Source organism: Aphanothece stagnina RSMan2012 (genome assembly GCF_046764815.1).
GTDB lineage: Bacteria > Cyanobacteriota > Cyanobacteriia > PCC-6307 > Cyanobiaceae > NIES-981.
The window spans coordinates 25,670-51,626 of sequence record NZ_JBKOUC010000021.1; the positions used below are offsets into that span (position 1 = coordinate 25,670).

Sequence of the window (25,957 nt, forward strand, 5' to 3'; positions counted from 1 at the left end):
CTAGACCCCGTTCAGCGAGATCGCCTTCAGCCGGATCGCGTTCAGCCAGATCGCGCTCAGGCCGCGTTGAGGTGCTGCTCGGCTGCCTTCGCCAGGCAGGAGGACCAGTGGTCCACCGCGGCCTGCTCCGAAGCCTCCACCATCACCCGCAGCAGGGGTTCGGTACCGCTGGCCCGCACCAGCACGCGACCCTGGCCCATCATCGCGGTTTCAGCCTCCTCCACGGCCCGGCGCAGCGGGTCGCACGCCTGCCACTGCTGACGACGCTGGCGGTCCGGCACCGTCACGTTCACCAGCACCTGGGGGTAGGGCCGGAAGCTCGTGTCGAGCCAGTCGGCCAGGCTGCTGCCCTCGGCATGGAGAAGGGTGGCGACCTGCAGAGCCGTGAGCAGGCCATCGCCGCTCATGCCATGGCGGGCCGAGAGGATGTGACCCGACTGCTCCCCGCCCAGAGCGGCCCCGAGTGCCTCCATCGCCTGGTGGACGTACTGGTCGCCGACGGCCGTCCGCTCCAGCAGGCCGCCCTTGGCCTGCCAGGCCCGCTCGAAGCCGAGATTGGACATCACGGTGGCGACGATGCGGCGCTCCGGGAGATGGCCCGCCTGCAGCAGGGCCGTGCCCCAGAGGTAGAGGATCTGGTCACCGTCCACGACGCGGCCCCGGGCGTCGACGGCCAGCATGCGGTCGGCATCCCCATCGAAGCCGAAACCCATCGCCGCCCCGGACTGCAGCACGGCCTGCCTGAGGGGTTCGAGATGGGTGCTGCCGCAGCCCACGTTGATCCGCTCGCCGTCGGGCTGGCCATGGAGCACGGTGACATCCGCCCCGAGCTCCCGGAAGACGGCTTCGCCGCAGGCCGTGGCCGAACCGTGGCAGAGGTCGAGAACGATCCTGCAGCCATCGAGCCGGCGCCCGTCGACACTGGCCACCAGGCTGCTGCGGTAGTCCGCCATCAGGTCGGTCCGCTGCCGCGAGGTGCCGGCCCCGCTGAAGGCAGCGACGGGTTCCCGGCCCGCCAGACCCGCCTCGATGGCCTGCTGCTGCTCGCGGCTGAGCTTGGCACCGGAGGCGCCGAACAGCTTGATGCCGTTGTCATGGGGGGGGTTGTGGCTGGCCGAGACCATCAGGCCTCCGGCCGCCCCCAGCCGACGGATCACACCCGGAACCGCGGGGGTGGGGCACAGGCCGAGCTGCCAGACCTCACGACCGGCGGCCGTCAGACCGGCCGTGAGGGCCGCCGCCAGCATCGGACCGCTGCTGCGGCTGTCCATGCCGATCACCACGGCCCCCTCCCGGGGCAGGACCTGGCCGCTCCAGTAGCCCAGCTGCAGGGCCAGGGCAGGGGTGACCTGGGAGCCGACCCGACCGCGGATGCCATCGGTGCCGAAGCTTGCCCACCCCTCCCCCAGGGGACGACCGAGAGGATGGTGGACCAGCTCGACCATCGCCGCGCTCCGGAAGCCGGAAGGTTAGGCCGAGCGGCGGGTGGTGCCGGGATCCGGATCGCCATCGGCTGGCCCGCACCCCCCGCCAGCCCTGACGGCCCTCCCCCCGGGCGGACTCACTGCCAGCGCCGCGGCCACCAGATCCAGACCACCAGCTCGAACACCGCCCAGAGCAGCAGCGCCCCCACCACCCAGCCGGGCAGCAGGCTGAGCGGCCAGAACGGCCGCAGGAGCATCACCGCTCCCGCCGCAGCCCAGACCCGAAGCGCCCGCAGGCGCTGGGTGGCGCCGGGCAGGCTGGAGAGCAGTGGGGGGAGGGAAGGCAGCCGCACCGAAGAGCAGGGGGAAACCATCCCCAGAATGCCCACGACCCCGCGGCCATGTTCGTGCGTTCCCTTGCCTGGCTTCTGGCCCTGACCTGCCTGGGCAGCGGTGCCGCCCTGCTGGGCGGGCGGCAGCTGCTGCAACAACGGCCGCTGCCGGACCCGGGGACCCCGCTGGGGACGCTGGAGCGCCTGCAGCGGTTCGACCCCGATCCCATGCGGCGCCGGGAAGCCGCGCTGCTGTTGCTGGCCGACCTCGATCGCCAGCCCGGCGGTGGGGATCCGGTCCGGGCCGGCCAGCTGCTGCGCAACCAGGCCTGGGGACGGGATCCCCTGGCGGCCGTGGTGCTGAAGCGTGATGCCCAGGCCGCAGCCCAGCGCGGCGACCGCCAGGGCAGCGATCGCCGCTGGCGCCAGCTGCTCAGGCGTTTCCCGGGCAGTCCTGCCAGCGCCGACGCCCTCTACGCCCTCGGCCGCCAGCAGCCGGAACGCAGAAGCCAGCTGCTGCGACGCTTCCCAGCCCACCCGGCCGCCCTGGCCGCCGCCGTGGAGGCCGGCGGCCGGGATGGGGCCCTTCACCTGGCCCGCTGGGGGGTGCGCTGGCCGGGAGCCAAGGCGGTGATCGAAGCGCGCTGCAACCCTGCCGAGCGCCCAGGCAACCCCGACGAGCGAAACCTGCTCGCCCGGGGCCTCGCCCAGCTGGGCGACAGCAAAGCCGCCCTGGCCTGCCTCGACACGATCCCACCCAGCCCATCCACCCAGCTGGCCATCGCCCGCAGCCTGGGACGCGGCGGGGAGCGCGGCCTCCAGGCCGAAGCGCGGATGCTGAGCCTGGCCCAGACCTGGCCGACCAGCCCCGAAGCCGCCGAGGCGGCACATTGGCTGGCCGACAGTGACACCCCGACCAGCCTGGCGGCCCTGGAGGAGCTGCCCGCGGCCCTCCAGGACAGTGCCCCGGTCCAGGCCCGCCGGGCCCTCGTGCTGGGACAACCCTCCGCAGCCCTGATGGTGATGCGGCGCTGGCAGGACGATCCGGCCAGCTGGGAGCTCCAGTGGCAGCTGGCTCGTCAGGCCCTGCTCTCCCAGGACTGGCGCGGGGCCGCCGCCCTGCTGGGAACCTCCGCCCTCGATGGGGTCACGCTGCCCGGCCCCCTGGAGGCCCGGCGGCGATTCTGGTTGTCCCTGAGCCAGTGGCAACTGGGGGACCAGGCCCAGGCCAAGGCGGGCTGGGCCGAGCTCCTGGCCAACCATCCCGGCGGCTACTACGGCTGGCGAGCGGCCGTCAGGCTCGGCCGCGACGACATCGACCTCGATCCGGACACCGCCCCGGGCCTGGTTCCGCCTCCATGGCACCCCCTGGACAGCGGCCGCCAGGATCTTGATCGGCTCTGGCGCCTCGGCCAGACCCTGGAGGCGTGGGAACAGTGGCGCCATCTCCGCGGCGAACCCGCCACCCCAGACCCCGCTCAGCTGCTGGTGGAGGGCCGGCTGCGCCGTGGGGTCGGCGATCACTGGATGGGCCTGGAGCAGCTGGAGCAGGCCAGCCTGCGGCTGCCCACGGGTCAGTGCCCGCAGATCCTGACCCTCGAGCGCAGTCTGGACGAGCCCGCCTTCACGGACGAACTCAACCTGGCGGCCCGGGCCGCCAGGTTGCCGGCGACGTTGCTGGCCGCCGTGGCCAAGCAGGAATCGCGCTTCAGTGCCGCGGTGCGATCGCCGGTGGGGGCCACCGGGCTGCTGCAGCTGATGCCGGAAACCGCCGCCGAGCTGGCGGGCGCCCCCCTGCCGGACGAGGCCCTCACCGACCCTCAGCGCAACGCCAGCCTGGGTGCCCGCTACCTGAGGCAGCTGCTCGACCGCTGGGAGGGCAATCCCCTGCTGATGACCGCCAGCTACAACGCTGGGGCCGGGGCGGTGGAGGGATGGATCAGCCCGCTGCTGCAGGTGACCCCGGAACTGTGGGTGGAGGCGATTCCGTACCCGGAGACGCGCCTGTACGTCAAGAAGGTTCTGGGCAACCTGTGGAGCTTCCAGGAACCCCGGCTGCCGCTGTGCCGCTAGCCGGAGGCCTCCCAGGCCAGCCAGCGACCGAAACCGGCACCCAGCAGCACCAGGGTGGACATGGACACCGCGAGCACCAGCGGTGGCGGAGAGACGCGGACACGGGCCAGATCCAGGCGCGCGAGCAGCACCGCACAGGCCAGGATCAACAGGTTGGTCAGCACTTTGAGGTCGAGGAGGTACAGACCGCCCACCGTGACCAGCAGCAGGGTGACCACCAGGCTGACCACCCGACTCGCGGCCATCAGGTTGGCCAGCTGCTTGAGCAGCAGGTCGAACAGGGTGCAGACGACCACCACCAGCAGGGCGTGCAGCAGGTCAAGCGACCAGAACAGGCTGGAGAGCTGCGCCAGTTCGGCCGCTGCGGCCGAGGCTGGCCGGCTCCACTGCATCCCTTCGTAGACCGACACGGCCGCCAGCAGCAGCAGCATGGGGGCGCGGAAGGGCAGCAGCAGCAGGCGGAGCAGGGCCATCACGGCTGATCGAGCACCAGGCTGATCGCCTCCAGCGGACAGCTGGGGATGCACTGCTCGCAGACGAGGCAGCGGGGAGCCTCGAAGTGCAGCTTCCAGGCCGGGGCCGTGAAACCCAGGGCGCCGCTGGGGCAGACGCTCGAGCAGATGCCGCAGTCCACGCAGCGGTCACGATCGACCGCGATCTGTCCCGGCGCCCGGTTGAGGGCGAGGCCCTGGCTTTCGAGCCAGCTCTCTGCCGCCTCCAGCTCGTCAATGTCCCCGGAGAGCTCGACCACCATGGTGCCGCTCTGGTTGGGGGCGATCTGGGCGCGGAGAATCTTGGCCGCGATGTCGAAGTCCACGGCCAGGCGGTAGGTGATCGGCTGATGCACCGCCTCGCGGGGGAAGTGGAGAGTGAGGCGCCGCTTCACGGGTCAGGAGGCTGGCTGGGCTGGCAGGGCTGGCAGAGTGCACCACGTCTGGGGCCGTCCCCACCAACACTATCCACGATGAGCGGTTCCTCCGGTTCACCCGGCCCTGGCCAGCGGGAGCGGCTGGCCCTGCTGGTGATCGCCGCGCTGCTCACGGCGGCGGTGCTGTGGCTGCGGGGCGGGCTGCAACCCCAGGCCCCCCTCGAGGCCCTGGCCCGTCGCTCGCCCGAGCTCTCCGTGGCCCTGACCAACGGTCGGCCGACCCTGGTGGAGTTCTACGCCGACTGGTGTGAGGCCTGCCGCGCCATGGCCCCCGCCATGCAGACGCTGGAGGCCGACTACCACGGCCGCCTCGACGTCGTGCTCCTGAACGTCGACAACCCGCGCTGGCATCCCGAACTGGAGCGGTTCGAGGTGAATGGCATTCCGCAACTGGAACTGTTCGGCGGGGATGGAACCCCGGTCGGTCGCTCGATCGGGGCCCGCAGCCGCACCGACCTGACGGCCCTCGCCGAGGCCCTGGTCAACGGCGTGCCCCTCCCCAGCCTGCCGGGCGTGGGCGCGGTGAGCCGGCTGGATGGTGCGGCCGAGATCGCCGGCGCCGCGCCTGCCACGATGGCCGGACCCCGCAGCCACGGCTGAGGCCAGCATGGATTCCCGCTTCCGGGTGGCCCTGATCGCCGCCACGCCCAACCCCCAGCAATGCGTCTATGCCGGGATGCACCAGGACTACAGCGAGGGCTTCGTCGCTGGCGAACGGGACGACTGGCCGGATGAACAGAGGGCCGGAGAGATCTGCGTGAAGCGGTTGCTCGCCGGTGAGCGGGGCCACTACGGCCCCCTCGAACATGCCCAGATCGTGCTCAACGTCGGCTGGTTCCCCCACTCGGTGATGCAACAGGCCCGCACCCACCGGGTGGGCGTGAGCTTCGACGTGCAGTCGATGCGCTACACGGGGGAGCGCATCTGCCGGGCCGCCACCGGCGAGCTGGATCTCGAAGAGGTGTTCTACCTGCGTCCCGAAGGCACCTATGCGGATCGGCAGGGCAAGAAATATGCGTACAGCGCCGACCAGCGGGCCCTCGATCTGGACCACTGCAGACAGGCCGCCTGTCGCTATCGCGATCTGCTCGCGGCCGGGTTCGCCGAGGAGCACGCCCGCGGCATCCTGCCGTTCGATTACCGGCAGCACTTCGTGGTGAGCTTCACCCTGCGCGCCTTTCTGCACTTCCTCGACCTGCGCGCCAAACTCGACGCCCAGCAGGAGATCAGGGAACTCTGTGACCTGATGTGGCCCCATCTCCAGGCCTGGACACCCCAGTTCGCCGAGTGGTACGAACGGACCCGTCTGCACAAGGCGCGGCTGGCGCCCTGATCAGACCTTCGCCAGGGTCACCCGCTCGGGTTGATGCTGGTACTTGCCCGCCCGGTCCCGGTAGGTGGTGTCACAGGGATCGCCCTCGAAGAAGAGCAGCTGGCAGATCCCCTCATTGGCATAGATCCGGCAGTCGGCCCCGGAGGAATTGCTGAACTCCAGGGTCAGGTGTCCCTCCCAGCTGGCTTCCGCCGGCGTGGTGTTGACGATGATCCCGAGACGGGCGTAGGTGCTTTTGCCGAGACAGATCACCGTGATGTTGGAAGGGACTCGCATCCGCTCCAGAGCCACCCCGAGGCCATAGGAATGGGCCGGCAGGATGAAATAGCTGCCGTCCTCATCATCCCGCAGGGGCACAGGCTCGAGGTTCGCCGGATTGAACCGCTTGGGGTTCATCACCGTGCCGGGCACGTGGCGGAAGATCAGGAATTCCTGGGGCGAGAGCCGCAGGTCATAGCCGTAGGAGGAACAGCCGAAGCTCAGCACGGGACGGCCGGCGCTGTCCGGATCCAGATGGCGCACCAGCGAGGACTGGAAAGGATCGAGCATGCCGGCGGCAGCCTGTTCCTTGATCCAACGGTCGTTCTTGAGCATCGGAAGCCGGCCTAGACGCCGCGACGGAGCTGGGTGACCTGATCGGCCATCGCCATGAGTTCAGGCCCCATCGAGGGTCCCGTCAGGATGACATCCAGATGGGCCGGCCGCTGCTCCAGCACCCCCAGAACCTCGGCCAGGGGGAGATAGCCCAGCTCGACAGCCAGGCCGAGTTCATCGAGCACCATCAGGTCCACTCCGCCTTCGAGCAGGCACAGCCGGCTGTACTCCCAGACCTCCTGAACCGCCGCACACACCTCGTCCGGATGGTCGGTGGCCGGCTCGGCCAGACAGCTCGGAACGGCGGGGCGCAGCCACTGGAGCCGGCCACAGAGCCAGGGGCTCGCCTCCAGCCCCTGGGCGACCCCTCCCTTGAGCAGCTGGGTGATGAGCACCCGGCTGCCGAGCCCGGCGCTGCGCAGGGCCTGGCTCAGCACGGACCCCACACTGCCCCGGAAGGGCGCGGTGTGCACCTGCAGCAAGCCCTCCGGCTGCGGCACCAGCCGCAGGGGCACAGCCGCAGGGGCCGTCTCGAGCGCCTGGGCAGGGAACACCTCGTGGCGCTGGGCACGCCGCAACCCGGCACCACCCGACCTGGCCACGCTGCCAGGACCGGAGCTGGTCGGGAGACTGACGGTCATGGATGCGCAACGACGCAGGACTGAATGTAGCGGGATCGAGCCGGATTCCAAGCGATGGACACCATCCCTGGTGGATACATCCGTACTGCCCACGGCCTCGACGCGGCCCGCCCACCGGCGGGCGGGACAGCGCGCCGCAAAGCGTGCCCGTTGTTACAGGGAGAGCCCCCGCTGATCTATAGGGTCCGCCCAACTGCCTGCCCCTCTCCATGGTTGGCGCCCCACGCGGATTCAGCAGGACCGCCAACACACCGAGCGGCGGGGCCCCCGGGGTTGTGACCGGCCTCGGCACGGCCGGCCAGGGCAGCCACACCCTGCTGGAGGTGATCCGCGGTCTGGGCGGCAGCAATGTCGAGACCATCGAGCGGGGCAAGACGATCTTTTTCCCCGGCGATCCGGCGGAACGCGTCTACCTGCTGCGGCGCGGCGCGGTGCGTCTGTCGCGGGTCTATGAATCGGGCGAGGAGATCACGGTGGCGCTGCTGCGGGAGAACAGCCTGTTCGGCGTGCTCTCCCTGCTCACCGGTCAACGTTCCGATCGCTTCTACCACGCCATCGCCTTCACCCGGGTCGAGCTGCTCAGCGCACCGGCCACCTCGGTGCGCAAGGCGATCGAGCAGGACGCCAGCGTGGGGCTGTTGCTGCTTCAGGGTCTCTCCTCACGGATCCTCCAGACGGAGACCATGATCGAGACCCTGACCCACCGGGACATGAGCTCCCGGCTGGTGAGTTTCCTGCTGGTGCTCTGCCGGGACTTCGGGGTCCCCAGCACCGAAGGGATCACCATCGACCTGCGCCTCTCCCACCAGGCGATCGCCGAAGCGATCGGCTCCACCCGGGTGACCATCACCCGGCTCCTGGGTGATCTGCGCAACGAGGGACTCGTTCAGATCGATCGCAAGAAGATCACCGTGTTCGACCCCATCGCCCTGGCCAAGCGTTTCAGCTGACACCCCTGGCATGGAGCCACCGCAAGCGGGGGATACTGGGCCGATTCGGGACCGCACGTGTCGGGCTGGCTGCTGATCCTGGCGCTCCTGCTCCTCGGGGGTGTGCTCGCCACCCTGGGAGATCGGCTGGGCAGCCGCGTCGGCAAGGCGCGACTCAGCCTGTTCAACCTGCGCCCCCGGCGCACGGCCGTGCTGATCACGGTGTTGACGGGGAGCCTGATCAGCGCAATGTCCCTCGGCCTGCTGCTGCTGGTGAGCGAGCGGCTTCGCACCGGTCTGTTCGAACTCGAGCGGCTGGAGGAACGCCTCAGCACGGCGCGGCGGCAGCTTGAAGCCAGCCAGCAGAGCCTGATCACCAGTCAGGCCGAGGTGGCCCGCGCCCAGCAGGGCCAGCGCAAGGTGGCGCGGGAACTGGCCCAGTCCCAGGCCCGGGCCACCGCGCTGCGCCGGGAACTCGCTCCTCTGCAGGCCCAGAGGATGGCGCTGGAGCGTGAGCGGGACCGGCTGGCCGGCGAGGTCGGTGCCCGCGACGCCGAGATCCGCCGCACCGAAGCGGAACTGGCCGAGGTGCGACGACGGATCGAGGCCGGCGCCCGGGAGCTCGAGGACCTGGAGGACAACCTGCTCGCCCTGCGCCGGGGCGATGTGGTGATCACCACAGGCCAGCCGCTGGCGAGCGCGAAGGTGACCCTCGAGCGCCCGGAACAGGCCAAGGAGGTGATCACCGCCCTGCTGCAGCAGGCCAACATCACGGCCTTCAAACGGGTCCTGCCCGGCCAGCCCGTCGACCGCCAGATTCTGCTGGTGCCCACGACCGACGTCGCCCGGCTGGAATCCCTGCTCACCCGACCGGGAAGCTGGGTGGTCAGCATCCTCTCCGCCGCAAACGTGCTGCGGGGGGAACGTCAGGTGCTGGCCTTCCCGGATCTCCGTCCCAACCGCCCGGTGGTCAAGGCCGGTGACGTGCTGGCCAGCACGACGGTCGAGGCCGATCTCCGCGACCCCGAACAGCTGGTGCGGCGCCTCAATCTGCTGCTGGCGGCCGCCTACGCGCGGGCCCAGCGGCAGGGTTCCCTGGTGGACGGGCTGCAGTTCGACGCCGCCATGTTCAACCAGCTGGCACGCACCCTGGCCGCACGTCCCCCCGGCACGGTGATCCAGCTGGTGGCCGTGGCCCTGCGGGACGCCGAGACGCCGGACCCGATCACCGTGGAGCTGCGCATCGCCGGTGGCGCCCCTGCGGAGAGCCCGCCCCTGCGACGGCCATGAGCGAGCCTGCCGTCCCGCCGCAGGCGTCCCGCCTGGCCGGGCTGGATCCCGGCCGCAGCAAATGCGGCCTGGTCCTGGCCGATGCCGGCCTGGGCACGATTCTCGCCGCGGCCATCCTGCCGCCGGCGGAGAGCCTGGCCTTGCTGCGTCAGTGGCAGCAGCAGGCCGGCCTGGTCACCGTGGTGCTCGGCAACGGCACTGGCAGCCGGAGCTGGCCCCCCCAGCTGGCGCGCCTGGGGCTGCAATCCGAGACGGTGGAGGAAGCGGGCACCACCCTGGCCGCCCGCCGGCGCTACTGGCAGCTGGCCGGCAGCGGCGGCTGGCGGCGGCTGCTTCCCGAGGGGCTGCGGCTGCCGCCGCGGGACATCGACGACGTGGTGGCGCAGCTGCTGGTGGAACGCCATCTCGGCCAGCCGCTCTCACGGCGCGGTCCGGGCGTGCTTCGCGAGCTGGCCGATCAGGCCCACCTCAGCGCGAGGGAGAACGCCACCTAGAAACGGGCCCGCACCGTGAAGGCATAGTCCCCGCCGGGTTCGAGCTGGTAATCCGCCTTGAGCAGAAAGCGCAGCAGGGCGTCCTGAATCAGCGCACGGCCCAGCGAAGGCTCGACGCTGAGCTCGCCGCGATCAAAGGCCCAGCTGAACGTCCAGTGGAACCCCCCGGCTGTCACCTCCCCCTCCAGCACCCGCTGGCTGAAGCTCTGGTGCAGCACCCTGAGCTGGGCGGTGGTGGCAGGCAGACGGGCCATGCCTTCAGGCTGGAGCCCTCAGGGGCTGGAAACTGTTCAAACGATTACCGGCACGCTCCAGGCCCAGGCGCTGGATCAGCCCGATCCCGGCCGCCACTTCAGCCAGCACGTCCTCGAGACAGGGCTGTTCGGAGGCATGGAACCGGCCCAGCACATGGCCGACCGTGCGGGCCTTGCGATCGGAGGGATCGGAGCACGGCGCGCCGATGCCGATCCGCAGCCGCGGAAAGTCCTGGGTTCCCAGATGGCTGATCGTGCTGCGGAGACCGTTGTGCCCGCCGGCACTGCCGCCGGCCCGCAGGCGCAGCTTGCCGAGCGGCAGATCCATGTCATCCACCACGACCAGCAACTCCTCCGGCTCGATGGAGAACCAGTCGAGGGCGGCCCGGATCGAGCGGCCACTGTCGTTCATGTAGGTCTGGGGCATCAGCAGCCGCAGCCGTGCCGCCCCCTGGCCCAGCTCCGCCAGCAGGCCATGCAGCTTGGGGTTCTGGCGAAAGCCCGTGGCGCCCTCAGCCGCCAGCCTCTCGAGGGCCATGAAACCGACGTTGTGACGGGTTCCGGCGTACTTGCTGCCGGGGTTGCCGAGTCCCGCCACCAGCTTCAGGGCAGGCAGGGGGGCCTGAGCCGTCACGGGAAATCCTGCGGAGGCACCCGGACTCAGCCTTCAGACGGAGACTCGGCCGGAGCGGTCGCCGGGACAGCCGCGCCTGCCTGGGGCGTGATCGGCTCTGGCTCCCCCTGCGGCAGGGGCGCAGGAGTGCCCGCCTGGGGCTCCGCTGCGACCGAGTCCGCCGAGGCAGGTTCCGACGTGGCGATGGCGGTGCGGAACTCCCGTTCGAACTCGGAAGAGGCACTCTGAAAACCCTTCAGAGTGCGGCCAAGGGTGCGGCCCAGCTCCGGGAGACGCTTCGGACCGAAGACGAGCAGGCCGATCGCCGCAATCACGGCCATTTCGGGCAGGCCGATTCCGAAGATGTTCATGGGTCCTCCCGTGTAGGCCGCCGCTCGCCTGGACGCTCAGCCGGCGCCGTTCCAGTTGACGTTGATGCCTTCGAGGAGAAGGGACTGGTTGTACAGCTGAAGGATCACCAGCAGGAAGACCAGGAAGAGCAGCATGAACACGCCCATGACCGGCGTGGTGCCCCAGCCGGGCACGACCTTCCCGTATTCGGAGTTGAGGGGGCGCAGCAGGTCTCCCAGACGGGTGCGTTGAGCCATGGCAGCTTGGTCCTCTCGCGCAGGGAATCGCTCTGGCTAGTGTAAAGGCCTCGACAGCCCGGCGCGCCGGGCTGTCGAGAGTTGTGACGGAAGCTCCCACCAGCCTGATTCCCATGGACCCCAGCACCACCGGCTCTCCCGCCCTATCGGTGGCCCTGGCTGTGCTCGCGGTCCTGCTGGCCCTCACCGGTTTCGGCATCTATCTGGCCTTCGGCCCACCGTCCAAGCAGCTCACCGACCCCTTCGACGATCACGAGGACTGAACACGAGGCCTGAACGGCAGCCACCAGCCGGGGATCAGGCCGGTGCTCCGCTCGGACGGAGGCGCCAGAACCCCAGCTGCCAGGGCCGCAGGAGCATCCGCTCCGCCTCGCCTGACTGGGCAACCGGACCCTCGTCGAGCCCATTGACCCGGGCCAGCACCTCCCAGGCCTCGCCCAGCTCCAGATGGCAGCGGCGAGGGGACTGGTTGGCCACCGCCAGCACCGCTTCGCCCGGCACCGCAGTCGGACGCAGCCCGATGAGCTGCAACCCCGGGGCCAGGGGCGGCAGAAAACGGCGCGGCGTGGCCGCAGGCTCCGCTGCTGACCCCGCCGGCCGCAGCCACAGGGGCTCCCGAAACCCCTGGGCGTGCTCGGGCACGGCGGCCTGGGGCCAGTTCGGGCTGGCAGGGAGCAGGGCCAGCCGTTGGCGGCGGCGACCGTTATCAGCGCCGGGATCGGGCCAGGTGGGCCCGCGCAACAGCGAAACCCCGAGGCTCCCGGCCGCCGCCGAGACCCCCTGGGGGCCATCCAGCAGGAGCGCCAGGCCGCCGCGGGGGCCGACCGAGCACAGCCAGCTGATCGCCGGCACCTCCCATCGGGCCTTCTCCCGCGCCGTCAGCGGTTCGGCCGGGCGCTCCAACACCCCCCCGGCGGTATCGGCAGCCCATCGCACGGCGCGGGAGGCGAGGGGCACCTCCAGCCGCAACAGCTCATGGCGCTGCCGCCAGTCGACGCTGAAGACCAGCTCCAACCAGGGCGTGCCGGCGAGCAGGCGCCCCTCGAGCCGCACCCGACTGGCCCCGAAGCGTCCGCGCCAGACGAAGCTGGCACAGAGCGGCCCCCGCTCCCGCCAGGCGGGCAAGCCCTGCCAGGACCAGGGCAAGGGGTGGTCGGCATGGTCCGCTGCCAGGTCCCAGGCGTCCCAGAACTCACCCCGGTCGGCGAACCGCTGCCAGAGCAGCGGGGCCGCCAGCAGCGGCAGCCCCTGCCGGTCCCAGAGCTGCTCCACCCCTCGGGGCCCCAGCTCCACCGACAGCATGCCGTTGCCGGCCCGCAGGCCCGCGACCCAGACGGGCTGGTGAACGCTGCTGGGCGCCGGGGCCGTGGCATCCGGCGGGCCTGGATGGTGCTGCAGGGGCTGGGCCACCATCCCAGCGGCGGGGGGGAGCTGCACCCAGCACCCTCCGGCCATGGCGCCCTGGGTGGGCAAGGCCTGCCACTGGGCCGGCCCCTGCTCCTGTCCCTGCGCCTGCCACTGGCCGGCCGGGAGCCGCACGGTGCGGTGACGCCCGGCCAGGGGCACCAGCTGAAGGGCCCACCAGGGCCGGCCGGTGCTGACGGGTCGCGGCCGATCCCAGGGAGCGCCCCCCCCCAGGCAGGCGGCCAGGTCCCGATCCCGCCGGCGGCGGGCCTGGCGCCGGGCGGCCCGCCACTGGGGCTCGGCCTGCTCGAACACCTCGGGGATCGCCGTGCCCGGCAGGATGTCGTGAAACTGCTGGAACAACAGGGGGCGCCAGTCCGCCCCAGGGCCCGAGCCCGCCAGGACGGCGGCGATCTCCGCCTCCCGCAGCAGCCGCTCGAGCGTGCGGTTGTGGCGCTTCTGATCCGGCCGGGTGGTGGCACAGCCCCGGTGCAGCTCGAGGTAGAGCTCATCCCGCCAGACCGGCAGGGCTGGCGCGTGGGGCTCCAGTCCGGCGAGATAGGCCCGCAGGGTCCCGTGGGCCTGGGGAGCCGCCTCGGGCTGATGCTCCCAGAGTTGCAGCTGCTCGAGCATCTCGGCGGTGGGGCCGCCGCCGTGGTCGCCGACGCCCGGCAGCCAGAGGGCCCGGGCCAGCCCGGTGGAGCGCTGCCATTCCAGGCGGTAGCGCTCCATCGCCAGCGGGTCCCCGTCGGTGCCGATCGGCGCCGTCATCAGCGCCAGCACTTCCGTGCCGCAGCGGCTGCGCCAGCGGAAGAGGCGATGGGGGAAGGGGTTGGTCGCATTCCAGAACAGCTTGTGGGTGCAGAACCAGCGCACGCCCGTGGCCCCGGCCACCGCGGGGAGGCCGGCGGCGAAGCCGAAACTGTCCGGCAGCCAGGCGAGCTCATGGGCCAGCTGGGGGAAGCGGCGGCGGCTGTCCCACTGCCCTTCCTGGAACTGGCGCAGCAGGGAGGCCGTGCTGATCAGCACGCAGTCGTTCTCCACCCAGGGGCCGTTGATCGGCTCGAAGCGACCGGCGCGCACCGCCGCCTGGATGGCGGCCATCAGGGCTGGACGGTGCCGTTCCAGCCAGCCATAGAGGGCCGGAGTGGAATGGGCGAAATGAAGCCGGGGGAAGCGCTCGAACAACGCGAGCACCGAAGCGAAGGTGCGCTCCGCCGCCTGCCAGGTGTCCGCCACCGGCCACAACCAGGCCAGATCGAGGTGGGCATGGCCGAGCAGATGCCAGCCCGCCTCCGGTTCCGGGAGATCCGGCCGGCCGGCCTCGCGGCGCAGGTTCACCAGGGCGGCGCGGGTCTCGGCAAGAACCCCGAGCGGGTCAGAAGGATCCAGGGGCTCCAGCTCGATGCGGCTGTGCAGGAGGGCACCGTCGTCATGCAGCGGACTCCTCAGTCGCAGCTCGAGCTGCAGCGGCTCCCCCCGCCACCACTGCTCCGGCAGGACCCAGCGGCACGCCGTGTCGAACAGGTCCCCGGCATGGATGGCCGTGCCGTCGACCCGCAGTTCCGCCTGGTCGGCCCACCAGCGCAACACCAGCCGGGCGCGCAGCCCGGGCGGATCCGCCTGGAGGGCCCGCCAGGCATCCGGACAGACCAACCGCTGGCTCAGCCGGCGCCACTGCCCCCCCCGGGGCCAGACCACCAGCCCCCGGGCCACCCAGTCGGGACGATGGAGCGGGCCCCAGGGGTGATCGAGGGCGGAGCCCAGATCTCCCCCGGGCTGCGGGCACAGCCAGGCGGCCTGGAGGTCGAGCAGGGAGGGGGACACCGATGGGGGCTCAGAAGGTGACTGAATCGTTTCAATCTGAGGCTGCTCACCCGTTGCAGAGACCGGGGGCATCGTTGGATGGCAGGCCAGGTCCCATAGGATGATCTGGCTGCCGGGGGGACGACCAGCTCCTCAGAGGCGGCCGTCACTCCCTGTCACCCGCCCGCTTCGCGCCAGACCGAACCATGCTCGCTCTCAAGATCTCGGTTTATTCGGTCGTCTTCTTCTTCATCGGGATCTTTGTGTTCGGCTTTCTCGCCAGCGACCCGAGCCGCACCCCCAGCCGCAAGGATCTCGAAGACTGACGCGCCTGACGTCCTCCCGGGGATGGAAGCCCAGGCCTGAACCCGGTCTGCCGGCAGCCAGGGCCCGCGCCGGGCCGGCTCTCCCTTGCGGCGATCCCCCCCCTCAGGGGCCTTCCCTAGCTGCGTTCAGTTCAGATCCCGTCCTCCCCGCACTTCAACGCGGTGCATCCAACCAGCAGGCTGGGGCGCTGAAGGCCTGTCCAAGGGGCACGATGCTCGCCTCCCCGCACCGACCATGGCCGTGAGCAGGAGCCCGATCAACTGGCGAGGGGTCTCCGTGGCCATGCTGGTGGCCACGTCCGGTCTCAGCGTCGCGGCCCGGTCGGAACCGCTCGACGCTCCCGCTGCCGAGGTTCCACGTCCCGAGGGCCCCGGGGCCCCCACGCCTCGGTTCCTCGTGGTGCGCTCCGACCGCCAGAGCTACGACCGCCAGACCGGCCGGCTGACCGTGAGCGGCAACGTGGAGGCCCGCCTGGAGGGCTGGCGGCTGCTCGCCGACAGGGTGGAACTGAGCGAGGGCCATCGCAGCGTCTTCGCCAGCGGGCGCATCCGGCTCTTCCGTGGAGACCAGTACCTGCAGGCCGGCACCCTGCGCTACAGCGACTGGGAGGGCAGCGGCGAGATCAGCGATGTGTATGGGGTGGTGGACGAGGAGTCCCTCGCCGGCGACATGGCCTCCCTGGGCCTGGCCCTGGGACACCGTCCGAAGGGAGTGCTCAAGGGCCCGCCAACGGCGCCGGGCGAGCAGGCCGTCGCCAGACCCGAGCCCGAGGACGACAGCTTCGCCTGCCCTGAGCTGAGCACCGACCCCGGAGCCCGGCCTGTGCAGCAGCTGCTGCCTCCCCGCCGCACGGCGCTGCCCACCATGCCGGCTCCCGAGGGCTGTCCAGGCGCCGGCGATGGTCAGCGCGCCCGCCCCCTCAACCAGCTGCTAGAGGAGGTGGCGCTGGAGCCGCGTACCGATCGGGGGCAGCCGGCCGGCCCCTCGACCTTGCCACCCCCCACCGGATCCGGGCCAGGCCTCGTGGTCCCCGCCACCGGGGAGGTGCCCGCCGGGGCCATCCGCCAGCGGGTCAGCAACGTGCGCTTCAGCCAGAGCGTCGACACGACATTCCGGCTGAACCTGGTGCCCCTGATCGAATCGGAGGACAACCCCCCCGGTGGCGGTGGCACCTACCGACCTCTGCGGCAGGAGAAGGGCAACCTCACCCGGCTGCGGTTCCAGGCCTCGAGCCTCCGCATCCGCAGGAATGGCTGGTTCGCCGAGGAGGTCGCATTCACCAACGACCCCTTCACCCCGGCCAAGGCCTGGACCATCGCCCGGGGTGTCGAGGCCGCGATCAATCCCGCCGGGGTCACCACGATCCGGGCGCGAGACAGCCGGATCCTCCTGGGCGAGAGGCTTTCCCTGCCCAGCATCCGCGACGTGCAGATCGGCCAGCAGCAGCTGGCCGTGACCCTGGATGCGGATCGGCGCGACCGGGACGGCGTCTTTCTCGGTTACAACCTGCCGCCACTGCGGCTCGGCGGGGAGGGGAGCCTCCGACTCCAGCCCCAGCTGCTGATCCAGCGGGCCATCGATGGACGCACCGACAGCTACACCCGGCCCGGTCGCAGCCTGGTGGGGCCGGATGTGGTGCAGGACGCCAAGGTCAGCGATCTGTTCGGCCTGGCCGCCCTGATGGACCTGCCCCTGGGCCGGTTCCGCTTCTATGGCGATGCCAACCTCTCCACCTTCAACCCCGACAACTTCCGCGCCGGCACCCGCAGCAACGCCATGCTGAGCACACCTCTGGGCCTTCCCCTCCACAGCTTCTCCAGGGGCGCCCTGTTCGGCAGCTACCGGGAGCGCGTCTACAACGGCAGCCTCGGCCTGCAGACCGTGGTGTATTCCTACGGCGCCGAGCTGGAGGGGCGGGCGAGCCTCAACCCCGCCCCCTCGCCAGAGGCCCCCCGACCGACCACACCCTACTTCACCCCGGTCGAGCTGAACTGGCGAGCCCAGAGCGGCAACTACCAGGCGGCCCTGTTCGACACGGACCAGCTGGACACCCAGTGGCGCACCGCGCTCCGGGGTGGGGTGACCAGCTCACTGCGGCTGTGGGAGAGCGGGTTGAAGGGCGATCCCGACCCGCTGCAACAGCTGCGCTATTCGGCGATCCCCGTGGTTCCGGGGGTGGGGCTGGATTTCGGGGTCAACGGCAGCAGTGCCTTCTACCAGGACGGCTCCCAGCAGAACACCCTCACCGTGGCCGCCGGCCCCTCGTTCACGCTCGGCCGCTTCGAGCGCACCTACCTCGACTACACCCGGTTCTCCGCCTCCTTCAGCGAGACCTTCCGGGACGGCAGGAGCCCGTTCGGGTTCGATCGGGCGGTGGATCTGCGCACGGTGAGCTTCAACGCCGCCCAACAGATCTATGGCCCGCTGGTGCTCGAAGCCGGCGCCACCTTCAACATCGACAGCACCTCGCCCTACTACGGCGACGTGAGCTTCTCCTACGTGGAGCTGAAGCTGCAGCAGCGGGCCTACGAACTGGGTCTGTACTACAGCCCCTACGACGGCATCGGCGGCATCCGGGTCCGGCTGAACGACTTCGATTTCACGGGTGGCGGCACACCGTTCGTGCCACGGCCCCAGCATCGGGGCGGGGACCTGGTCACCCAGCCGGAGGACAGGCCCTGATGGAGGCTGGCCCGGACTGGGTGGCCGGACCGGCTGGTGGGCCTGCCCTAAGAACCGGCCGCTAGAAGCCGTTGGCGTAGGGCAGGGCGGCCAGGGTACGTGTCAGCTCCGCGTCATGGGCGAGCAGCTGGCTGGTGGCATCCCACTGCCCACTCAGCAGCATCCGGTGGGGGCCGGCATCCAGGTACACCGGCCAGCGGTTGGCGCCCACAAACTCGCTCTCCAGCTCCACCTCCAGGGCTTCCAGATCCAGGTAGAGCTCGGCGGCCGGATCGAGGGCGATGGCCTGCTGCAGGGCCCGGATGGTGTCCGGCTCAGCCGTGAGGCAGGGCAGGCCGAGGGCCAGGCAGTTGCCGAAGAAGATCTCGGCGAAGCTCTCGCCGATGAGCGCCCGGATTCCCCAGCGCATCAGGGCCTGGGGGGCATGCTCGCGGCTGGAACCGCAGCCGAAGTTGCTGTTCACGACCAACACCGAGGCCTCCTGATGGACTGGCCGGTCGAAGGGGTGCTCGCCGTTGAGCTCGGTCCTGTCATCGGCAAAGGCTCCGGCAGCCAGGCCCTCGAAGGTGACGCACTTGAGAAAGCGGGCCGGGATGATCCGGTCCGTGTCGATGTCGGAGCCGACCACGGCCACTCCCCGGCCACGGTGCGAGGCGACCGGACCTGCGGGGAAGGGGGCGGCACTGGAGCTGGACATGGCAGAACGCTCAGGACATCAGCTGACGGACATCGGTCACACGACCGTGGACGGCGGCAGCGGCCACCATCGCCGGGCTCATCAGCAGGGTACGGCCGGAGGCTGAACCCTGGCGGCCCTTGAAGTTGCGGTTGCTGGAGCTGGCGCTGATCTGGCGCCCCTCGAGGCGGTCGGGATTCATGGCCAGGCACATCGAGCAGCCGGGCTCGCGCCACTCGAAACCGGCCTCGGTGAAGACGCGATCCAGCCCCTCGGTCTCGGCGGCTGCGGCGACCTGTTCACTGCCCGGCACCACGAAGGCCTTGATGCCCGGAGCCACATGGCGGCCACGCACCACGGCGGCGGCGGCCTGCAGGTCGCTGAGCCGGCCGTTGGTGCAGCTGCCGATGAAACAGACGTCGACCGGAGTACCGGCGATCGGGGTGCCCGGCTGCAGGTCCATGTAGCGGTAGGCCTCCTCGGCGAGCGGCCGCTCATCGGGGGGGGTCTCCGCGAGGCTCGGCACGGCCTCGTCCACGCCGATGCCCTGGCCGGGGGTGATGCCCCAGGTCACGGTGGGGGCGATGGATCCCGCATCGAAACGCACCTCGTCGTCGAACACGGCATCCGGGCCGCTGGCCAGGGAACGCCACCAGGCCACCGCCCGCTCCCAGGCATCGCCGCTGGGGGCGCAGGGGCGGCCCCGGAGGTAGGCGAAGGTGACGGCGTCCGGGTTCACGTAGCCGCAGCGGGCGCCGCCCTCGATCGCCATGTTGCAGAGGGTCATGCGCTCCTCCATCGCGAGCGCCGCGATCGCCGGTCCGGCGAATTCATAGGCGTAGCCCACACCGCCCTTGACGCCGAGCGTGCGGATGATGTGGAGCACCAGATCCTTGGCATAGACCCCCGGCTGGAGCTGCCCGTCCACCCAGAGGCGGCGCACCTTGAGCTTGCCCATCGCCAGGCTCTGACTGGCGAGCACGTCACGCACCTGGCTGGTGCCGATCCCGAACGCGATCGCGCCGAAGGCGCCGTGGGTGGAGGTGTGGGAATCGCCGCAGGCCACGGTCATGCCGGGCTGGGAGAGGCCGAGTTCCGGGGCGATCACATGCACGATGCCCTGGCGGCCGCTGCCGAGGCCGTGCAGGGTGATGCCGTGCTCGGCGCAGTTGCGCTCCAGGGTGGCGAGCATCTCCTCGGCCAGGGGATCGGCGAAGGGCCGCGCCTGGGAGGTGGTGGGCACGATGTGATCGACCGTGGCCACGGTGCGCTCAGGGTGGCGGACACCCAGGCCGAGATCCTTCAGGGCCGCGAAGGCCTGGGGGCTGGTGACCTCATGGATCAGATGCAGGCCGATGAAGAGCTGGGTCGCCCCCCCAGGCAGCTCGGCCACCCGATGCAGGTCCCAGACCTTGTCGTACAGCGTGGCGGCGCTCACCGGATCCCTTGACGCGCAATCGGCAACCCTAATCAACGGATCCCCGGGCAGGCCTGGCTCATGGCCACCACCTGACCGGCGGTGATCGCGTCGATCTCCACCTCCGTGAAACCCTCGCGGGCCAGGGGGGCGTTGAGCCGGCGCAGCAGCCCCGGCTCCCAGAGCGAGTGGCCCTGGGCGTTGGCGTCCCGCCAGATGGCACAGAAACTCAGCAGGTGGGGCCGGCCGACCCCGAGGTAGAAATCGCGGTAGCGCTGCCAGTCGCTCGACGTTGCCGTCGAGGCAGCCCTGCCCTGGGGGGCGAAGCCACCCAGGAGCACCGTGGCCAGCAGCAGCAGCGAGACCCGCATCCTGGGTTGAACGTGTGGGTGAAGGAGGCCAACCCTGCCAGGCAACGGCTCCAGCCGCCAGAGGCCAACGGGTGGCGGCCGCGAGCGGGGCTGTCGAAAGCGCGCCTGGGGCGGGGATTCAGGAGGCGAGCAACCGCAGGCGCAGCCGGTTGAGCGCCTCGCCGGCCGTGAGCGCCTGGATCCAGTGGCGGCCACGGCTGCCGCCGAAGCGCACACCCTCGCTCCAGACCCCCGCGGCCCCCGCCACGGCGATGTGCACCAGGCCCACTGGCTTCTGCTCACTGCCGCCACCAGGTCCGGCGATGCCGGTGACGGCGATCGCCCAGGTGGCGCCCGTGAGGCGCCGGGCCCCGGCCGCCATCGCCAGGGCCACCGGATCGCTCACGGCTCCATGCCGCTCCAGATCCTCGGCGCTCACCCCCAGCAGCTGCTGCTTGACGGCGTTGGCATAGGCGATCACCCCGCCCAGGAACACGTCCGAGGCCCCGGGCACCGCCGCCAGGGCCGCACCGAGCCCTCCGCCGGTGCAGCTCTCGGCCACCGCCACCGTCTCACCGCGGCGCCGCAGCTGCTCGAGCACCACCGCCGCCAGGCTCTCGTCATCCACCCCGAAGCAGCTCTGGCCGGCCCGGCGGCGGATCTCCGCCTCCAACGGCGCGAGCATCCCGGCGGCGGCCGCCGCCGTCTCCGCCCGGCCCGTGAGCCGCAGCTTCACTTCCCCGCCCCCCGCGTACGGCGCCACAGTGGGGTTGGTGCCCTCCAGCAGATCGGCCATCGCTTCGGCCAGGGCCGATTCGGCCACGCCCCAGAAGCGCAGCAGCCGGCTGGCATACACCCCCTGGGAGAGCCCCGCCTGCTGCAGCCAGGGGGCCGCCGTGGCCTCCCACATGGCGCGCATCTCACTGGGCACCCCCGGGAAGGTGAGCAGCGTGAAGCCCGACACGGGGCTCCAGATCATCCCGGCTGCCGTGCCGGTGGGATTGGGCAGCACGGCCGCGCCCTCGGGGAGCAGGGCCTGGCGGCGCACGCTGGGGGAGAGCTCCCGCCCCCTGGCGCGTGCCTTGGCCTCGATGTCGGCCCACACCTCCGGCCGCTCGGTGAGGGGCGTGTCGAAGGCCGCGGCGATCGCCTCGGTCGTGAGATCGTCGGGAGTGGGGCCGAGGCCGCCGGTGGTGATCAGCACGCGGCAGCGCCGGGAGGCCTCCTGCACGGCAGCGATCACCCGGTCGCGGTTGTCACCCACCACCTCCTGGCGCCGGTGGGGAATGCCGAGGGCCGCCAGCTGCTCGGCGATCCAGCGGGCGTTGCCGTTGGTGATGTTGCCCAGCAGCAGCTCGGTGCCGATGCAGAGAATCTCGGCCGTCATCGCAGGCGGGCGGAGGGGCGGTCCTGGCGCTGGAGCTCGCGACGGGTGCTCACCAGGACCCAGATCAGCAACGCCGTGGCCAGGGCCAGCCAGAGGAAGCGCATCTCCGCATTCACCAGCACCAGGGCCACGGAGGCCAGCCACTGGGTGAAGGCATAGATGAGCAGCACCGTGCGGCGTTGGCTGAGGCCGGTGCGCAGCAACCGGTGGTGCAGATGGCGGCGGTCGGGATAGAAGGGGGAGTGGCCCTCGCTGAGCCGGCCCATGATCACCGCCGACATGTCGGCCAGGGGAAGGGAAAGGATCAGCAGCGGCAGCAGCAGGCTGACGCTGGTGAGCCCCTTGGCGGGGCCCACGATGCTGATCGCGGCCAGGGCGAAACCGAGGAAGTAGGAACCGCCGTCGCCCATGAAGATCCGGGCGGGATTGAAGTTGTGGCGCAGGAAACCCAGACAGCTGCCGGCCAGGGCGGCGGCCAGCAGGCCGGCGGCAGGCTGGTGCAGGCTGAAGCTGACCGAGAGCAGCCCCACGGCGGCGATGCCGCTCACGCCGGCGGCCAGACCATCGAGGCCATCGAGCCAGTTGATCGCGTTGGTGATCCCCACCAGCCACACCATGGTGGCCAGCAGGCTCAACCAGTCCGGCAGCTGCAGCGCCGAAGGTACCGATCCCATCCAGCCGAACGGCAGCTCGATGCTGCCGATCCGCACGCCCTCCTGCCAGACGACCAGCGACACCAGCAGCTGGCCGAGCAGCCGGGGCAGCGGCGGCAGCGCGAACAGATCATCGGCGAGGCCGATCACGAAGAAGCAGAGCGCGCCTCCCAGGGTTGTCCAGATCAGGGCGTCCTTGCTGGGCTCCAACTGGGCAAAGCCTCCCAGGATCCAGGTGAGGCTCAGGGCCAGACTGAAGCCGATCACGATGCCGATGCCACCCAGCCGCACCATGGGCTTGGTGTGCTGCTTGCGGGAGTCGGGGGTGTCGGTGAGGCCCCAGTGCAGACCCAGCCGCCGCACGATCGGCACCACGAGTGCGGTGAGCACCGTGGCCACGGCGAAGGTGAGCAACGCTGCCGCGTTGGGGCTGTAGGCAAGAGTCACGGCAGCGGGCCGACGCGGGTGCCGGAAGGCAGTGCTTGGGGCGCCACCTTACGGGGCATCAGGGCAATTCAGGCGTGCTGGAGCTCACGCTCGGCGGCATAGAGCGGGAAGCGCTGGCAGAGCTGGGCCACCCGCTGACGGCAAGCCGCCTCGATGGCGGCGTCCTCCGGGTTGAGCAGCCGATCGGCGATCACGTCGGCCACCTCGCGGAAGGCCGCCTCGTCGAAACCGCGGGTGGTGCAGGCGGCGGTGCCCAGCCGCAGGCCGCTGGTCACGAAGGGCGACTGGGGGTCGAACGGCACGGTGTTCTTGTTGGCGGTGATGTGGACATCACTCACCAGCAGGTCGGCCACCTTGCCGGTCATGCCGATGCTGCGCAGATCGAGCAGCACCAGGTGATTGTCGGTGCCGCCGCTCACCACAGCGATGCCGCGCTCCTGGATGCGGGCGGCCAGGGCCTGGGCGTTGGCCACCACCTGCTGGCTGTAGGTGCGGAACGCCGGCTGGAGGGCCTCACCGAAGGCCACCGCCTTGGCGGCGATCACGTGCTCCAGCGGGCCGCCCTGGCTCCCCGGGAACACCGCCTTGTCGAACGGCTTGGCGAACTCGGCGTCACGGCAGAGGATCAGACCGCCGCGGGGGCCGCGCAGGGTCTTGTGGGTGGTGGTGGTCACCACGTCACAGACGGGGACCGGGTTGGGGTGCACGCCGGCGGCCACCAGCCCGGCGATGTGGGCCATGTCGGCCAGCAGGTAGGCGCCCACCTCATCGGCGATGGCGCGGAAGGCCTCGAAATCGATGGTGCGCGGATAGGCCGAGTAGCCGCAGACGATCAGCTTCGGCCGGTGCTCCAGAGCCAGCTGGCGGATGCTCGCAAAGTTGAGCTGCTGGGTTTCGGGGTCGACGCCGTAGTGCACGGCCTTGAACCACTTGCCGCTCACGTTCACCGGCGAGCCATGGGTGAGGTGACCGCCGTGGCTGAGGTCCATGCCCAGGATCGTGTCGCCGGGCTGCAGCAGCGCCAGGAACACGGCGAAGTTGGCCTGGGCGCCACTGTGGGGCTGGACGTTGGCCCAGGCGGCGCCGAACAGCTGCCTGGCCCGCTCGATCGCCAGCTCCTCGATCGCGTCGACGTGTTCGCAGCCCCCGTAATAACGCTTGTGGGGCAGGCCCTCGGCGTACTTGTTGGTGAGCACCGAGCCCTGGGCCTCCATCACGGCGCGGGAGGCGAAGTTCTCGGAGGCGATCAGCTCCAGGTGGGTCTGCTGGCGTTCCAGCTCCTTGCCGATCAGGGCGGCGATGGCGGGATCCCCAGCCGCCAGGGACTGGTTGATCGCGGCGGCGGCGGTGTCGGCCATCGGTGGGAAGGGAGGGGGGAGGCTGGTCCTGCTAGGGATCGTAAGGAAACACCTCCCTGGGCAGGAAGCAGGGGAGAACCCTGCCGCCCCCTCCGGCAGGGGATCCACAAAAAACCGCCTCCCACGGATGGGAAGCGGTGCACTGGTGAACGCGCCTGGAGAGATTCGAACTCCCGACCCTCTGATCCGTAGTCAGATGCTCTAATCCGCTGAGCTACAAGCGCATGGGACCATTCTCACCGCACGGAGGGCCCATCCGTCAAACATCCCGCCCGACCTTCCCCATGCCCATCCGCTGGTACGGCCCCGCCAACCCCGAAGACCCCACCTATCGGCACTTTGAGCGGATCGTGAACCTCACCCTCCACGCCGCACTGTTCTCCGCGATCAACAGCGGGCTCTGGGTGGTGCAGGAACTGCGCCATCCCTGGAGCCGGCTCAACTGGTTCACCCTGACCTGGCTGGCCGTGCTGATGGTGCACGCTGGGTTTGTTCTGGCCCTGCGTCCCGCCCGCGAAGCATGAGCCTTTCCGCCAGCCAACTCAAGGACCTGGAAGTGGCCCTGGCCGACCGCCTCTACCTGCAGGTGGCCGGCTGGCATCTGTATCTGGGGGATGCGGGCCTGGCCCAGACCCTGGCGATCGAATGCGCCGCCCGGATCGACCAGGGCAGCACCGTCTGTGCCCGCCAGGCCCTGGAAGCCGTCCAGGTGCCGATCGGCGGCGGCGTCACCCGGCTGCCCCTGGCGCGCCTCATGCCGACCGGCCAGTTGCGGGACCTGGAGGAAGTTCTGGAACCGTTTTGCGGATAGGGTTGCGGCCACTGCAAGCGGGCCGTGCTGCTGATCGAGGTCACCAACGCCCGCGAGGTCATGCGCCAGCGGATCGGGCGCCTCGGCAGCCGCCTGATCGGCAAGGTGGTCGATGCCGAGGCCCAGGTGGAGAAGGCCCTGATCCAGGAACTTGAGACGGCCTTCCGCGAATTCGGCATCGAGGCGCGGATCCTCTCGGTGCAGGGCCCGCGGATGCTGGGCCGCTGCCACCTCGAGATGCCCGTGCAGGTGCGGGAGGAACGGCGGGTCGGACCCGAGAGCTGAGCGGATCCCCCCTGGGGCCGGCCCCCTTCTGCGGCTGGCGCGCCGCTAGCGGTTGAAGCGCGGCAGCCGACGCGTCAGCTGCTGCACCACGTGCCGGGCTTCCGGCACCCCGGCGGCATGGGCGAGCACCGCATAGAGGACCAGGCCAGCAGCACTGCTGAGGCCGGTCTGGAACAGACGTCCGACCAGCCCGCTGGGCCAGCCGATCAGGCCGGCCAGCGCCCAGGCCACCAGGGCACCGGCCACGGCCGCCAGCAGCAGCAGGCCGGTGTCCCGCCCCCAGCGCAGCAGCGGCAGGCCGTCCAGGCGCCCATGCAGCGCCAGCAGCAGGCCGGCGCAGGTGATCAGGTTGACCGCCACGGTCGCCAGCACGAGCCCAGCGGCACCGCAGTAGAGCATCGGCAACAGCTGCGCGTTCCAGGGGGTGGGGCCACCGACAAAGGCCCAGCAGAAGAGGGCGTTGAGGCCGATGCCCGCCAGGGACCAGCGGAAGGGGGTGACGCCGTCCCCGAGGGCGTAGAACACCCGCACGAGCACGTCCCGCCCCAGGTACGCCGGCATGCCGATGCCGTAGGCCATCAGAAGCTGGCCCACCAGGGTGGCGGCACCGGCATCGAAGGCGCCTCGCTCATAGATGAGGGCCACGATCGGCACGGCCAGGGCCGTCATCAGCGCCCCCAGCGGCAGCATCGAGGCATTGGAGAGCATCAGCCCCTGGCGGATGCGCGCGATCAGCTCAGGCCGGTCCTCGGGCCCCGTCAGCCTGGAGTACACCGGCAGCAGCGGCACCAGCAGGGCATTGGAGATCAGCCCCAGGGGGGTCTGCACCAGCAGGTTGGCG

Annotated in this window: 30 protein-coding genes and 1 tRNA gene; 12 read left to right on the plus strand and 19 right to left on the minus strand. The window is 70.8% G+C overall.

The features are described 5' to 3' along the window. Positions 1 to 56: 56 nt before the first annotated feature. Together glmM and ACLNEE_RS13240 are read right to left on the minus strand one after the other, a co-directional pair. Entirely contained in the window at positions 57 to 1,445 is a 1,389-nt protein-coding gene (gene glmM / locus ACLNEE_RS13235) for a phosphoglucosamine mutase (protein WP_411422134.1), read from the minus strand. A gap of 116 nt (positions 1,446 to 1,561) precedes the next feature. Next, positions 1,562 to 1,798 carry a hypothetical protein gene (locus ACLNEE_RS13240; RefSeq protein ID WP_411422133.1) on the minus strand — a complete coding sequence of 79 codons (237 nt, stop codon included), beginning with the start codon at positions 1,796 to 1,798 and terminating at the stop codon, positions 1,562 to 1,564. A 27-nt stretch (positions 1,799 to 1,825) separates the two neighbouring features. Here ACLNEE_RS13240 and ACLNEE_RS13245 point away from each other — a divergent pair, with 27 nt between their 5' ends. After that, positions 1,826 to 3,829: a transglycosylase SLT domain-containing protein gene (locus tag ACLNEE_RS13245; RefSeq protein ID WP_411422132.1), complete on the plus strand. Its 2,004-nt coding sequence runs from the start codon at positions 1,826 to 1,828 to the stop codon at positions 3,827 to 3,829. Here the strand turns inward: ACLNEE_RS13245 and ACLNEE_RS13250 are convergent. Further along, the gene (locus ACLNEE_RS13250) at positions 3,826 to 4,302 is read right to left on the minus strand and encodes a hypothetical protein (RefSeq protein WP_412007215.1); all 477 of its coding nucleotides are present in this window, start codon (positions 4,300 to 4,302) and stop codon (positions 3,826 to 3,828) included. The genes ACLNEE_RS13245 and ACLNEE_RS13250 overlap by 4 nt on opposite strands. Next, the gene (locus tag ACLNEE_RS13255; protein ID WP_411422130.1) at positions 4,302 to 4,715 is read right to left on the minus strand and encodes an NIL domain-containing protein; all 414 of its coding nucleotides are present in this window, start codon (positions 4,713 to 4,715) and stop codon (positions 4,302 to 4,304) included. Before ACLNEE_RS13255 ends, ACLNEE_RS13250 begins: the two co-directional genes overlap by 1 nt. Positions 4,716 to 4,793: 78 nt before the next feature. Between ACLNEE_RS13255 and ACLNEE_RS13260 the strand changes: the two genes are divergently transcribed. Continuing rightward, positions 4,794 to 5,357, plus strand: coding sequence for a thioredoxin domain-containing protein (locus tag ACLNEE_RS13260; protein WP_411422129.1), 564 nt, complete (start codon positions 4,794 to 4,796; stop codon positions 5,355 to 5,357). A 7-nt stretch (positions 5,358 to 5,364) separates the two neighbouring features. After that, positions 5,365 to 6,090: an FAD-dependent thymidylate synthase gene (gene thyX, locus ACLNEE_RS13265; protein WP_411422128.1), complete on the plus strand. Its 726-nt coding sequence runs from the start codon at positions 5,365 to 5,367 to the stop codon at positions 6,088 to 6,090. On the opposite strand, the gene dcd is transcribed toward thyX, so the two are convergent. Together dcd and ACLNEE_RS13275 are read right to left on the minus strand one after the other, a co-directional pair. Further along, positions 6,091 to 6,684, minus strand: a complete 594-nt coding sequence (gene dcd / locus ACLNEE_RS13270; RefSeq protein WP_411422127.1) for a dCTP deaminase — start codon at positions 6,682 to 6,684, stop codon at positions 6,091 to 6,093. A gap of 11 nt (positions 6,685 to 6,695) precedes the next feature. Further along, complete coding sequence (locus tag ACLNEE_RS13275; RefSeq protein ID WP_411422126.1) at positions 6,696 to 7,325, minus strand: cob(I)yrinic acid a,c-diamide adenosyltransferase; 630 nt, start codon at positions 7,323 to 7,325, stop codon at positions 6,696 to 6,698. 209 nt (positions 7,326 to 7,534) lie between these two features. On the opposite strand from ACLNEE_RS13275, the gene ntcA reads away from it, so the two are divergent. From ntcA to ACLNEE_RS13290, 3 genes are read left to right on the plus strand one after another with little or no spacing between them, the layout of a single operon-like run. Next, entirely contained in the window at positions 7,535 to 8,275 is a 741-nt protein-coding gene (gene ntcA / locus ACLNEE_RS13280) for a global nitrogen regulator NtcA (protein ID WP_411422125.1), read from the plus strand. A 57-nt stretch (positions 8,276 to 8,332) separates the two neighbouring features. Next, positions 8,333 to 9,544 carry a DUF3084 domain-containing protein gene (locus ACLNEE_RS13285; RefSeq protein ID WP_411422124.1) on the plus strand — a complete coding sequence of 404 codons (1,212 nt, stop codon included), beginning with the start codon at positions 8,333 to 8,335 and terminating at the stop codon, positions 9,542 to 9,544. Then, a complete protein-coding gene (locus tag ACLNEE_RS13290) occupies positions 9,541 to 10,038 on the plus strand; it encodes a RuvC family protein (RefSeq protein WP_411422123.1) in 498 nt (165 codons plus the stop codon). Before ACLNEE_RS13285 ends, ACLNEE_RS13290 begins: the two co-directional genes overlap by 4 nt. Here the strand turns inward: ACLNEE_RS13290 and ACLNEE_RS13295 are convergent. From ACLNEE_RS13295 to psbH, 4 genes are read right to left on the minus strand one after another with little or no spacing between them, the layout of a single operon-like run. After that, positions 10,035 to 10,292: a DUF3146 family protein gene (locus tag ACLNEE_RS13295; RefSeq protein ID WP_411422122.1), complete on the minus strand. Its 258-nt coding sequence runs from the start codon at positions 10,290 to 10,292 to the stop codon at positions 10,035 to 10,037. The two genes, ACLNEE_RS13290 and ACLNEE_RS13295, sit on opposite strands and share 4 nt — an antisense overlap. Before the next feature lie 4 nt (positions 10,293 to 10,296). After that, positions 10,297 to 10,926: an aminoacyl-tRNA hydrolase gene (gene pth, locus ACLNEE_RS13300; RefSeq protein ID WP_411422121.1), complete on the minus strand. Its 630-nt coding sequence runs from the start codon at positions 10,924 to 10,926 to the stop codon at positions 10,297 to 10,299. A gap of 26 nt (positions 10,927 to 10,952) precedes the next feature. Then, complete coding sequence (locus ACLNEE_RS13305; protein ID WP_411422120.1) at positions 10,953 to 11,276, minus strand: TatA/E family twin arginine-targeting protein translocase; 324 nt, start codon at positions 11,274 to 11,276, stop codon at positions 10,953 to 10,955. A 36-nt stretch (positions 11,277 to 11,312) separates the two neighbouring features. After that, entirely contained in the window at positions 11,313 to 11,513 is a 201-nt protein-coding gene (gene psbH, locus ACLNEE_RS13310) for a photosystem II reaction center phosphoprotein PsbH (RefSeq protein WP_411422119.1), read from the minus strand. 113 nt (positions 11,514 to 11,626) lie between these two features. On the opposite strand from psbH, the gene psbN reads away from it, so the two are divergent. Then, positions 11,627 to 11,776: a photosystem II reaction center protein PsbN gene (gene psbN, locus ACLNEE_RS13315; protein ID WP_412007216.1), complete on the plus strand. Its 150-nt coding sequence runs from the start codon at positions 11,627 to 11,629 to the stop codon at positions 11,774 to 11,776. Positions 11,777 to 11,810: 34 nt separating this feature from the next. Here psbN and ACLNEE_RS13320 read toward each other — a convergent pair whose 3' ends face one another. Next, on the minus strand, positions 11,811 to 14,744 hold the full coding sequence (locus ACLNEE_RS13320) for an alpha-mannosidase (RefSeq protein ID WP_411422117.1): 2,934 nt from the start codon (positions 14,742 to 14,744) through the stop codon (positions 11,811 to 11,813). 185 nt (positions 14,745 to 14,929) lie between these two features. On the opposite strand from ACLNEE_RS13320, the gene ACLNEE_RS13325 reads away from it, so the two are divergent. Both ACLNEE_RS13325 and ACLNEE_RS13330 read left to right on the plus strand, forming a co-directional pair. Beyond that, positions 14,930 to 15,049 carry a photosystem II reaction center protein I gene (locus ACLNEE_RS13325; RefSeq protein WP_006172424.1) on the plus strand — a complete coding sequence of 40 codons (120 nt, stop codon included), beginning with the start codon at positions 14,930 to 14,932 and terminating at the stop codon, positions 15,047 to 15,049. 235 nt (positions 15,050 to 15,284) lie between these two features. Further along, entirely contained in the window at positions 15,285 to 17,732 is a 2,448-nt protein-coding gene (locus tag ACLNEE_RS13330; protein WP_411422116.1) for a DUF3769 domain-containing protein, read from the plus strand. 61 nt (positions 17,733 to 17,793) lie between these two features. Here the strand turns inward: ACLNEE_RS13330 and leuD are convergent, their stop codons facing one another. The 7 genes from leuD to ACLNEE_RS13365 all read right to left on the minus strand — a co-directional run bounded on the left by leuD (position 17,794) and on the right by ACLNEE_RS13365 (position 24,244). Further along, complete coding sequence (gene leuD, locus ACLNEE_RS13335; RefSeq protein ID WP_411422115.1) at positions 17,794 to 18,429, minus strand: 3-isopropylmalate dehydratase small subunit; 636 nt, start codon at positions 18,427 to 18,429, stop codon at positions 17,794 to 17,796. A gap of 10 nt (positions 18,430 to 18,439) precedes the next feature. After that, positions 18,440 to 19,846 (minus strand): 3-isopropylmalate dehydratase large subunit, encoded by a 1,407-nt coding sequence (gene leuC / locus ACLNEE_RS13340; RefSeq protein WP_411422114.1) that lies wholly within the window; start codon positions 19,844 to 19,846, stop codon positions 18,440 to 18,442. Positions 19,847 to 19,878: 32 nt separating this feature from the next. Continuing rightward, the gene (locus tag ACLNEE_RS13345; protein WP_411422113.1) at positions 19,879 to 20,196 is read right to left on the minus strand and encodes a hypothetical protein; all 318 of its coding nucleotides are present in this window, start codon (positions 20,194 to 20,196) and stop codon (positions 19,879 to 19,881) included. A gap of 118 nt (positions 20,197 to 20,314) precedes the next feature. Further along, positions 20,315 to 21,562 carry a competence/damage-inducible protein A gene (locus tag ACLNEE_RS13350; protein WP_411422112.1) on the minus strand — a complete coding sequence of 416 codons (1,248 nt, stop codon included), beginning with the start codon at positions 21,560 to 21,562 and terminating at the stop codon, positions 20,315 to 20,317. Continuing rightward, on the minus strand, positions 21,559 to 22,662 hold the full coding sequence (locus ACLNEE_RS13355) for a glycosyltransferase family 4 protein (protein ID WP_411422111.1): 1,104 nt from the start codon (positions 22,660 to 22,662) through the stop codon (positions 21,559 to 21,561). The genes ACLNEE_RS13350 and ACLNEE_RS13355 overlap by 4 nt, the downstream gene beginning before the upstream one ends. A 68-nt stretch (positions 22,663 to 22,730) precedes the next feature. Then, positions 22,731 to 24,020 carry a serine hydroxymethyltransferase gene (gene glyA, locus ACLNEE_RS13360; RefSeq protein WP_411422110.1) on the minus strand — a complete coding sequence of 430 codons (1,290 nt, stop codon included), beginning with the start codon at positions 24,018 to 24,020 and terminating at the stop codon, positions 22,731 to 22,733. A 150-nt stretch (positions 24,021 to 24,170) separates the two neighbouring features. Continuing rightward, positions 24,171 to 24,244: transfer RNA gene (locus tag ACLNEE_RS13365), tRNA-Arg, on the minus strand. 60 nt (positions 24,245 to 24,304) lie between these two features. Here ACLNEE_RS13365 and ACLNEE_RS13370 point away from each other — a divergent pair. The 3 genes from ACLNEE_RS13370 to ACLNEE_RS13380 are packed head-to-tail and all read left to right on the plus strand — an operon-like array spanning position 24,305 to position 25,116. After that, on the plus strand, positions 24,305 to 24,544 hold the full coding sequence (locus ACLNEE_RS13370; protein WP_411422109.1) for a hypothetical protein: 240 nt from the start codon (positions 24,305 to 24,307) through the stop codon (positions 24,542 to 24,544). After that, positions 24,541 to 24,831, plus strand: a complete 291-nt coding sequence (locus ACLNEE_RS13375) for a DUF3181 family protein (RefSeq protein WP_411422108.1) — start codon at positions 24,541 to 24,543, stop codon at positions 24,829 to 24,831. Before ACLNEE_RS13370 ends, ACLNEE_RS13375 begins: the two co-directional genes overlap by 4 nt. A gap of 24 nt (positions 24,832 to 24,855) precedes the next feature. Beyond that, on the plus strand, positions 24,856 to 25,116 hold the full coding sequence (locus ACLNEE_RS13380; protein ID WP_411422107.1) for a cytochrome-c oxidase: 261 nt from the start codon (positions 24,856 to 24,858) through the stop codon (positions 25,114 to 25,116). Positions 25,117 to 25,161: 45 nt separating this feature from the next. Here ACLNEE_RS13380 and murJ read toward each other — a convergent pair. Continuing rightward, positions 25,162 to 25,957, minus strand: a 796-nt coding sequence (gene murJ, locus ACLNEE_RS13385) for a murein biosynthesis integral membrane protein MurJ (protein ID WP_412007217.1), incomplete at its 5' end; no start/stop codon positions are given.

Excerpts from the sequence above, each read along its gene's own strand:
- glmM (WP_411422134.1), bottom strand. The coding sequence starts at position 1,445 with ATGGTCGAGCTGGTCCACCATCCTCTCGGTCGTCCCCTGGGGGAGGGG.
- ACLNEE_RS13240 (WP_411422133.1), bottom strand. The coding sequence starts at position 1,798 with ATGGTTTCCCCCTGCTCTTCGGTGCGGCTGCCTTCCCTCCCCCCACTG.
- ACLNEE_RS13245 (WP_411422132.1), top strand. The coding sequence starts at position 1,826 with ATGTTCGTGCGTTCCCTTGCCTGGCTTCTGGCCCTGACCTGCCTGGGC.
- ACLNEE_RS13250 (WP_412007215.1), bottom strand. The coding sequence starts at position 4,302 with ATGGCCCTGCTCCGCCTGCTGCTGCTGCCCTTCCGCGCCCCCATGCTG.
- ACLNEE_RS13260 (WP_411422129.1), top strand. The coding sequence starts at position 4,794 with ATGAGCGGTTCCTCCGGTTCACCCGGCCCTGGCCAGCGGGAGCGGCTG.
- thyX (WP_411422128.1), top strand. The coding sequence starts at position 5,365 with ATGGATTCCCGCTTCCGGGTGGCCCTGATCGCCGCCACGCCCAACCCC.
- dcd (WP_411422127.1), bottom strand. The coding sequence starts at position 6,684 with ATGCTCAAGAACGACCGTTGGATCAAGGAACAGGCTGCCGCCGGCATG.
- ACLNEE_RS13275 (WP_411422126.1), bottom strand. The coding sequence starts at position 7,325 with ATGACCGTCAGTCTCCCGACCAGCTCCGGTCCTGGCAGCGTGGCCAGG.
- ntcA (WP_411422125.1), top strand. The coding sequence starts at position 7,535 with ATGGTTGGCGCCCCACGCGGATTCAGCAGGACCGCCAACACACCGAGC.
- ACLNEE_RS13290 (WP_411422123.1), top strand. The coding sequence starts at position 9,541 with ATGAGCGAGCCTGCCGTCCCGCCGCAGGCGTCCCGCCTGGCCGGGCTG.
- ACLNEE_RS13295 (WP_411422122.1), bottom strand. The coding sequence starts at position 10,292 with ATGGCCCGTCTGCCTGCCACCACCGCCCAGCTCAGGGTGCTGCACCAG.
- ACLNEE_RS13305 (WP_411422120.1), bottom strand. The coding sequence starts at position 11,276 with ATGAACATCTTCGGAATCGGCCTGCCCGAAATGGCCGTGATTGCGGCG.
- psbH (WP_411422119.1), bottom strand. The coding sequence starts at position 11,513 with ATGGCTCAACGCACCCGTCTGGGAGACCTGCTGCGCCCCCTCAACTCC.
- psbN (WP_412007216.1), top strand. The coding sequence starts at position 11,627 with ATGGACCCCAGCACCACCGGCTCTCCCGCCCTATCGGTGGCCCTGGCT.
- ACLNEE_RS13325 (WP_006172424.1), top strand. The coding sequence starts at position 14,930 with ATGCTCGCTCTCAAGATCTCGGTTTATTCGGTCGTCTTCTTCTTCATC.
- ACLNEE_RS13330 (WP_411422116.1), top strand. The coding sequence starts at position 15,285 with ATGGCCGTGAGCAGGAGCCCGATCAACTGGCGAGGGGTCTCCGTGGCC.
- leuD (WP_411422115.1), bottom strand. The coding sequence starts at position 18,429 with ATGTCCAGCTCCAGTGCCGCCCCCTTCCCCGCAGGTCCGGTCGCCTCG.
- ACLNEE_RS13345 (WP_411422113.1), bottom strand. The coding sequence starts at position 20,196 with ATGCGGGTCTCGCTGCTGCTGCTGGCCACGGTGCTCCTGGGTGGCTTC.
- ACLNEE_RS13350 (WP_411422112.1), bottom strand. The coding sequence starts at position 21,562 with ATGACGGCCGAGATTCTCTGCATCGGCACCGAGCTGCTGCTGGGCAAC.
- glyA (WP_411422110.1), bottom strand. The coding sequence starts at position 24,020 with ATGGCCGACACCGCCGCCGCCGCGATCAACCAGTCCCTGGCGGCTGGG.
- ACLNEE_RS13370 (WP_411422109.1), top strand. The coding sequence starts at position 24,305 with ATGCCCATCCGCTGGTACGGCCCCGCCAACCCCGAAGACCCCACCTAT.
- ACLNEE_RS13375 (WP_411422108.1), top strand. The coding sequence starts at position 24,541 with ATGAGCCTTTCCGCCAGCCAACTCAAGGACCTGGAAGTGGCCCTGGCC.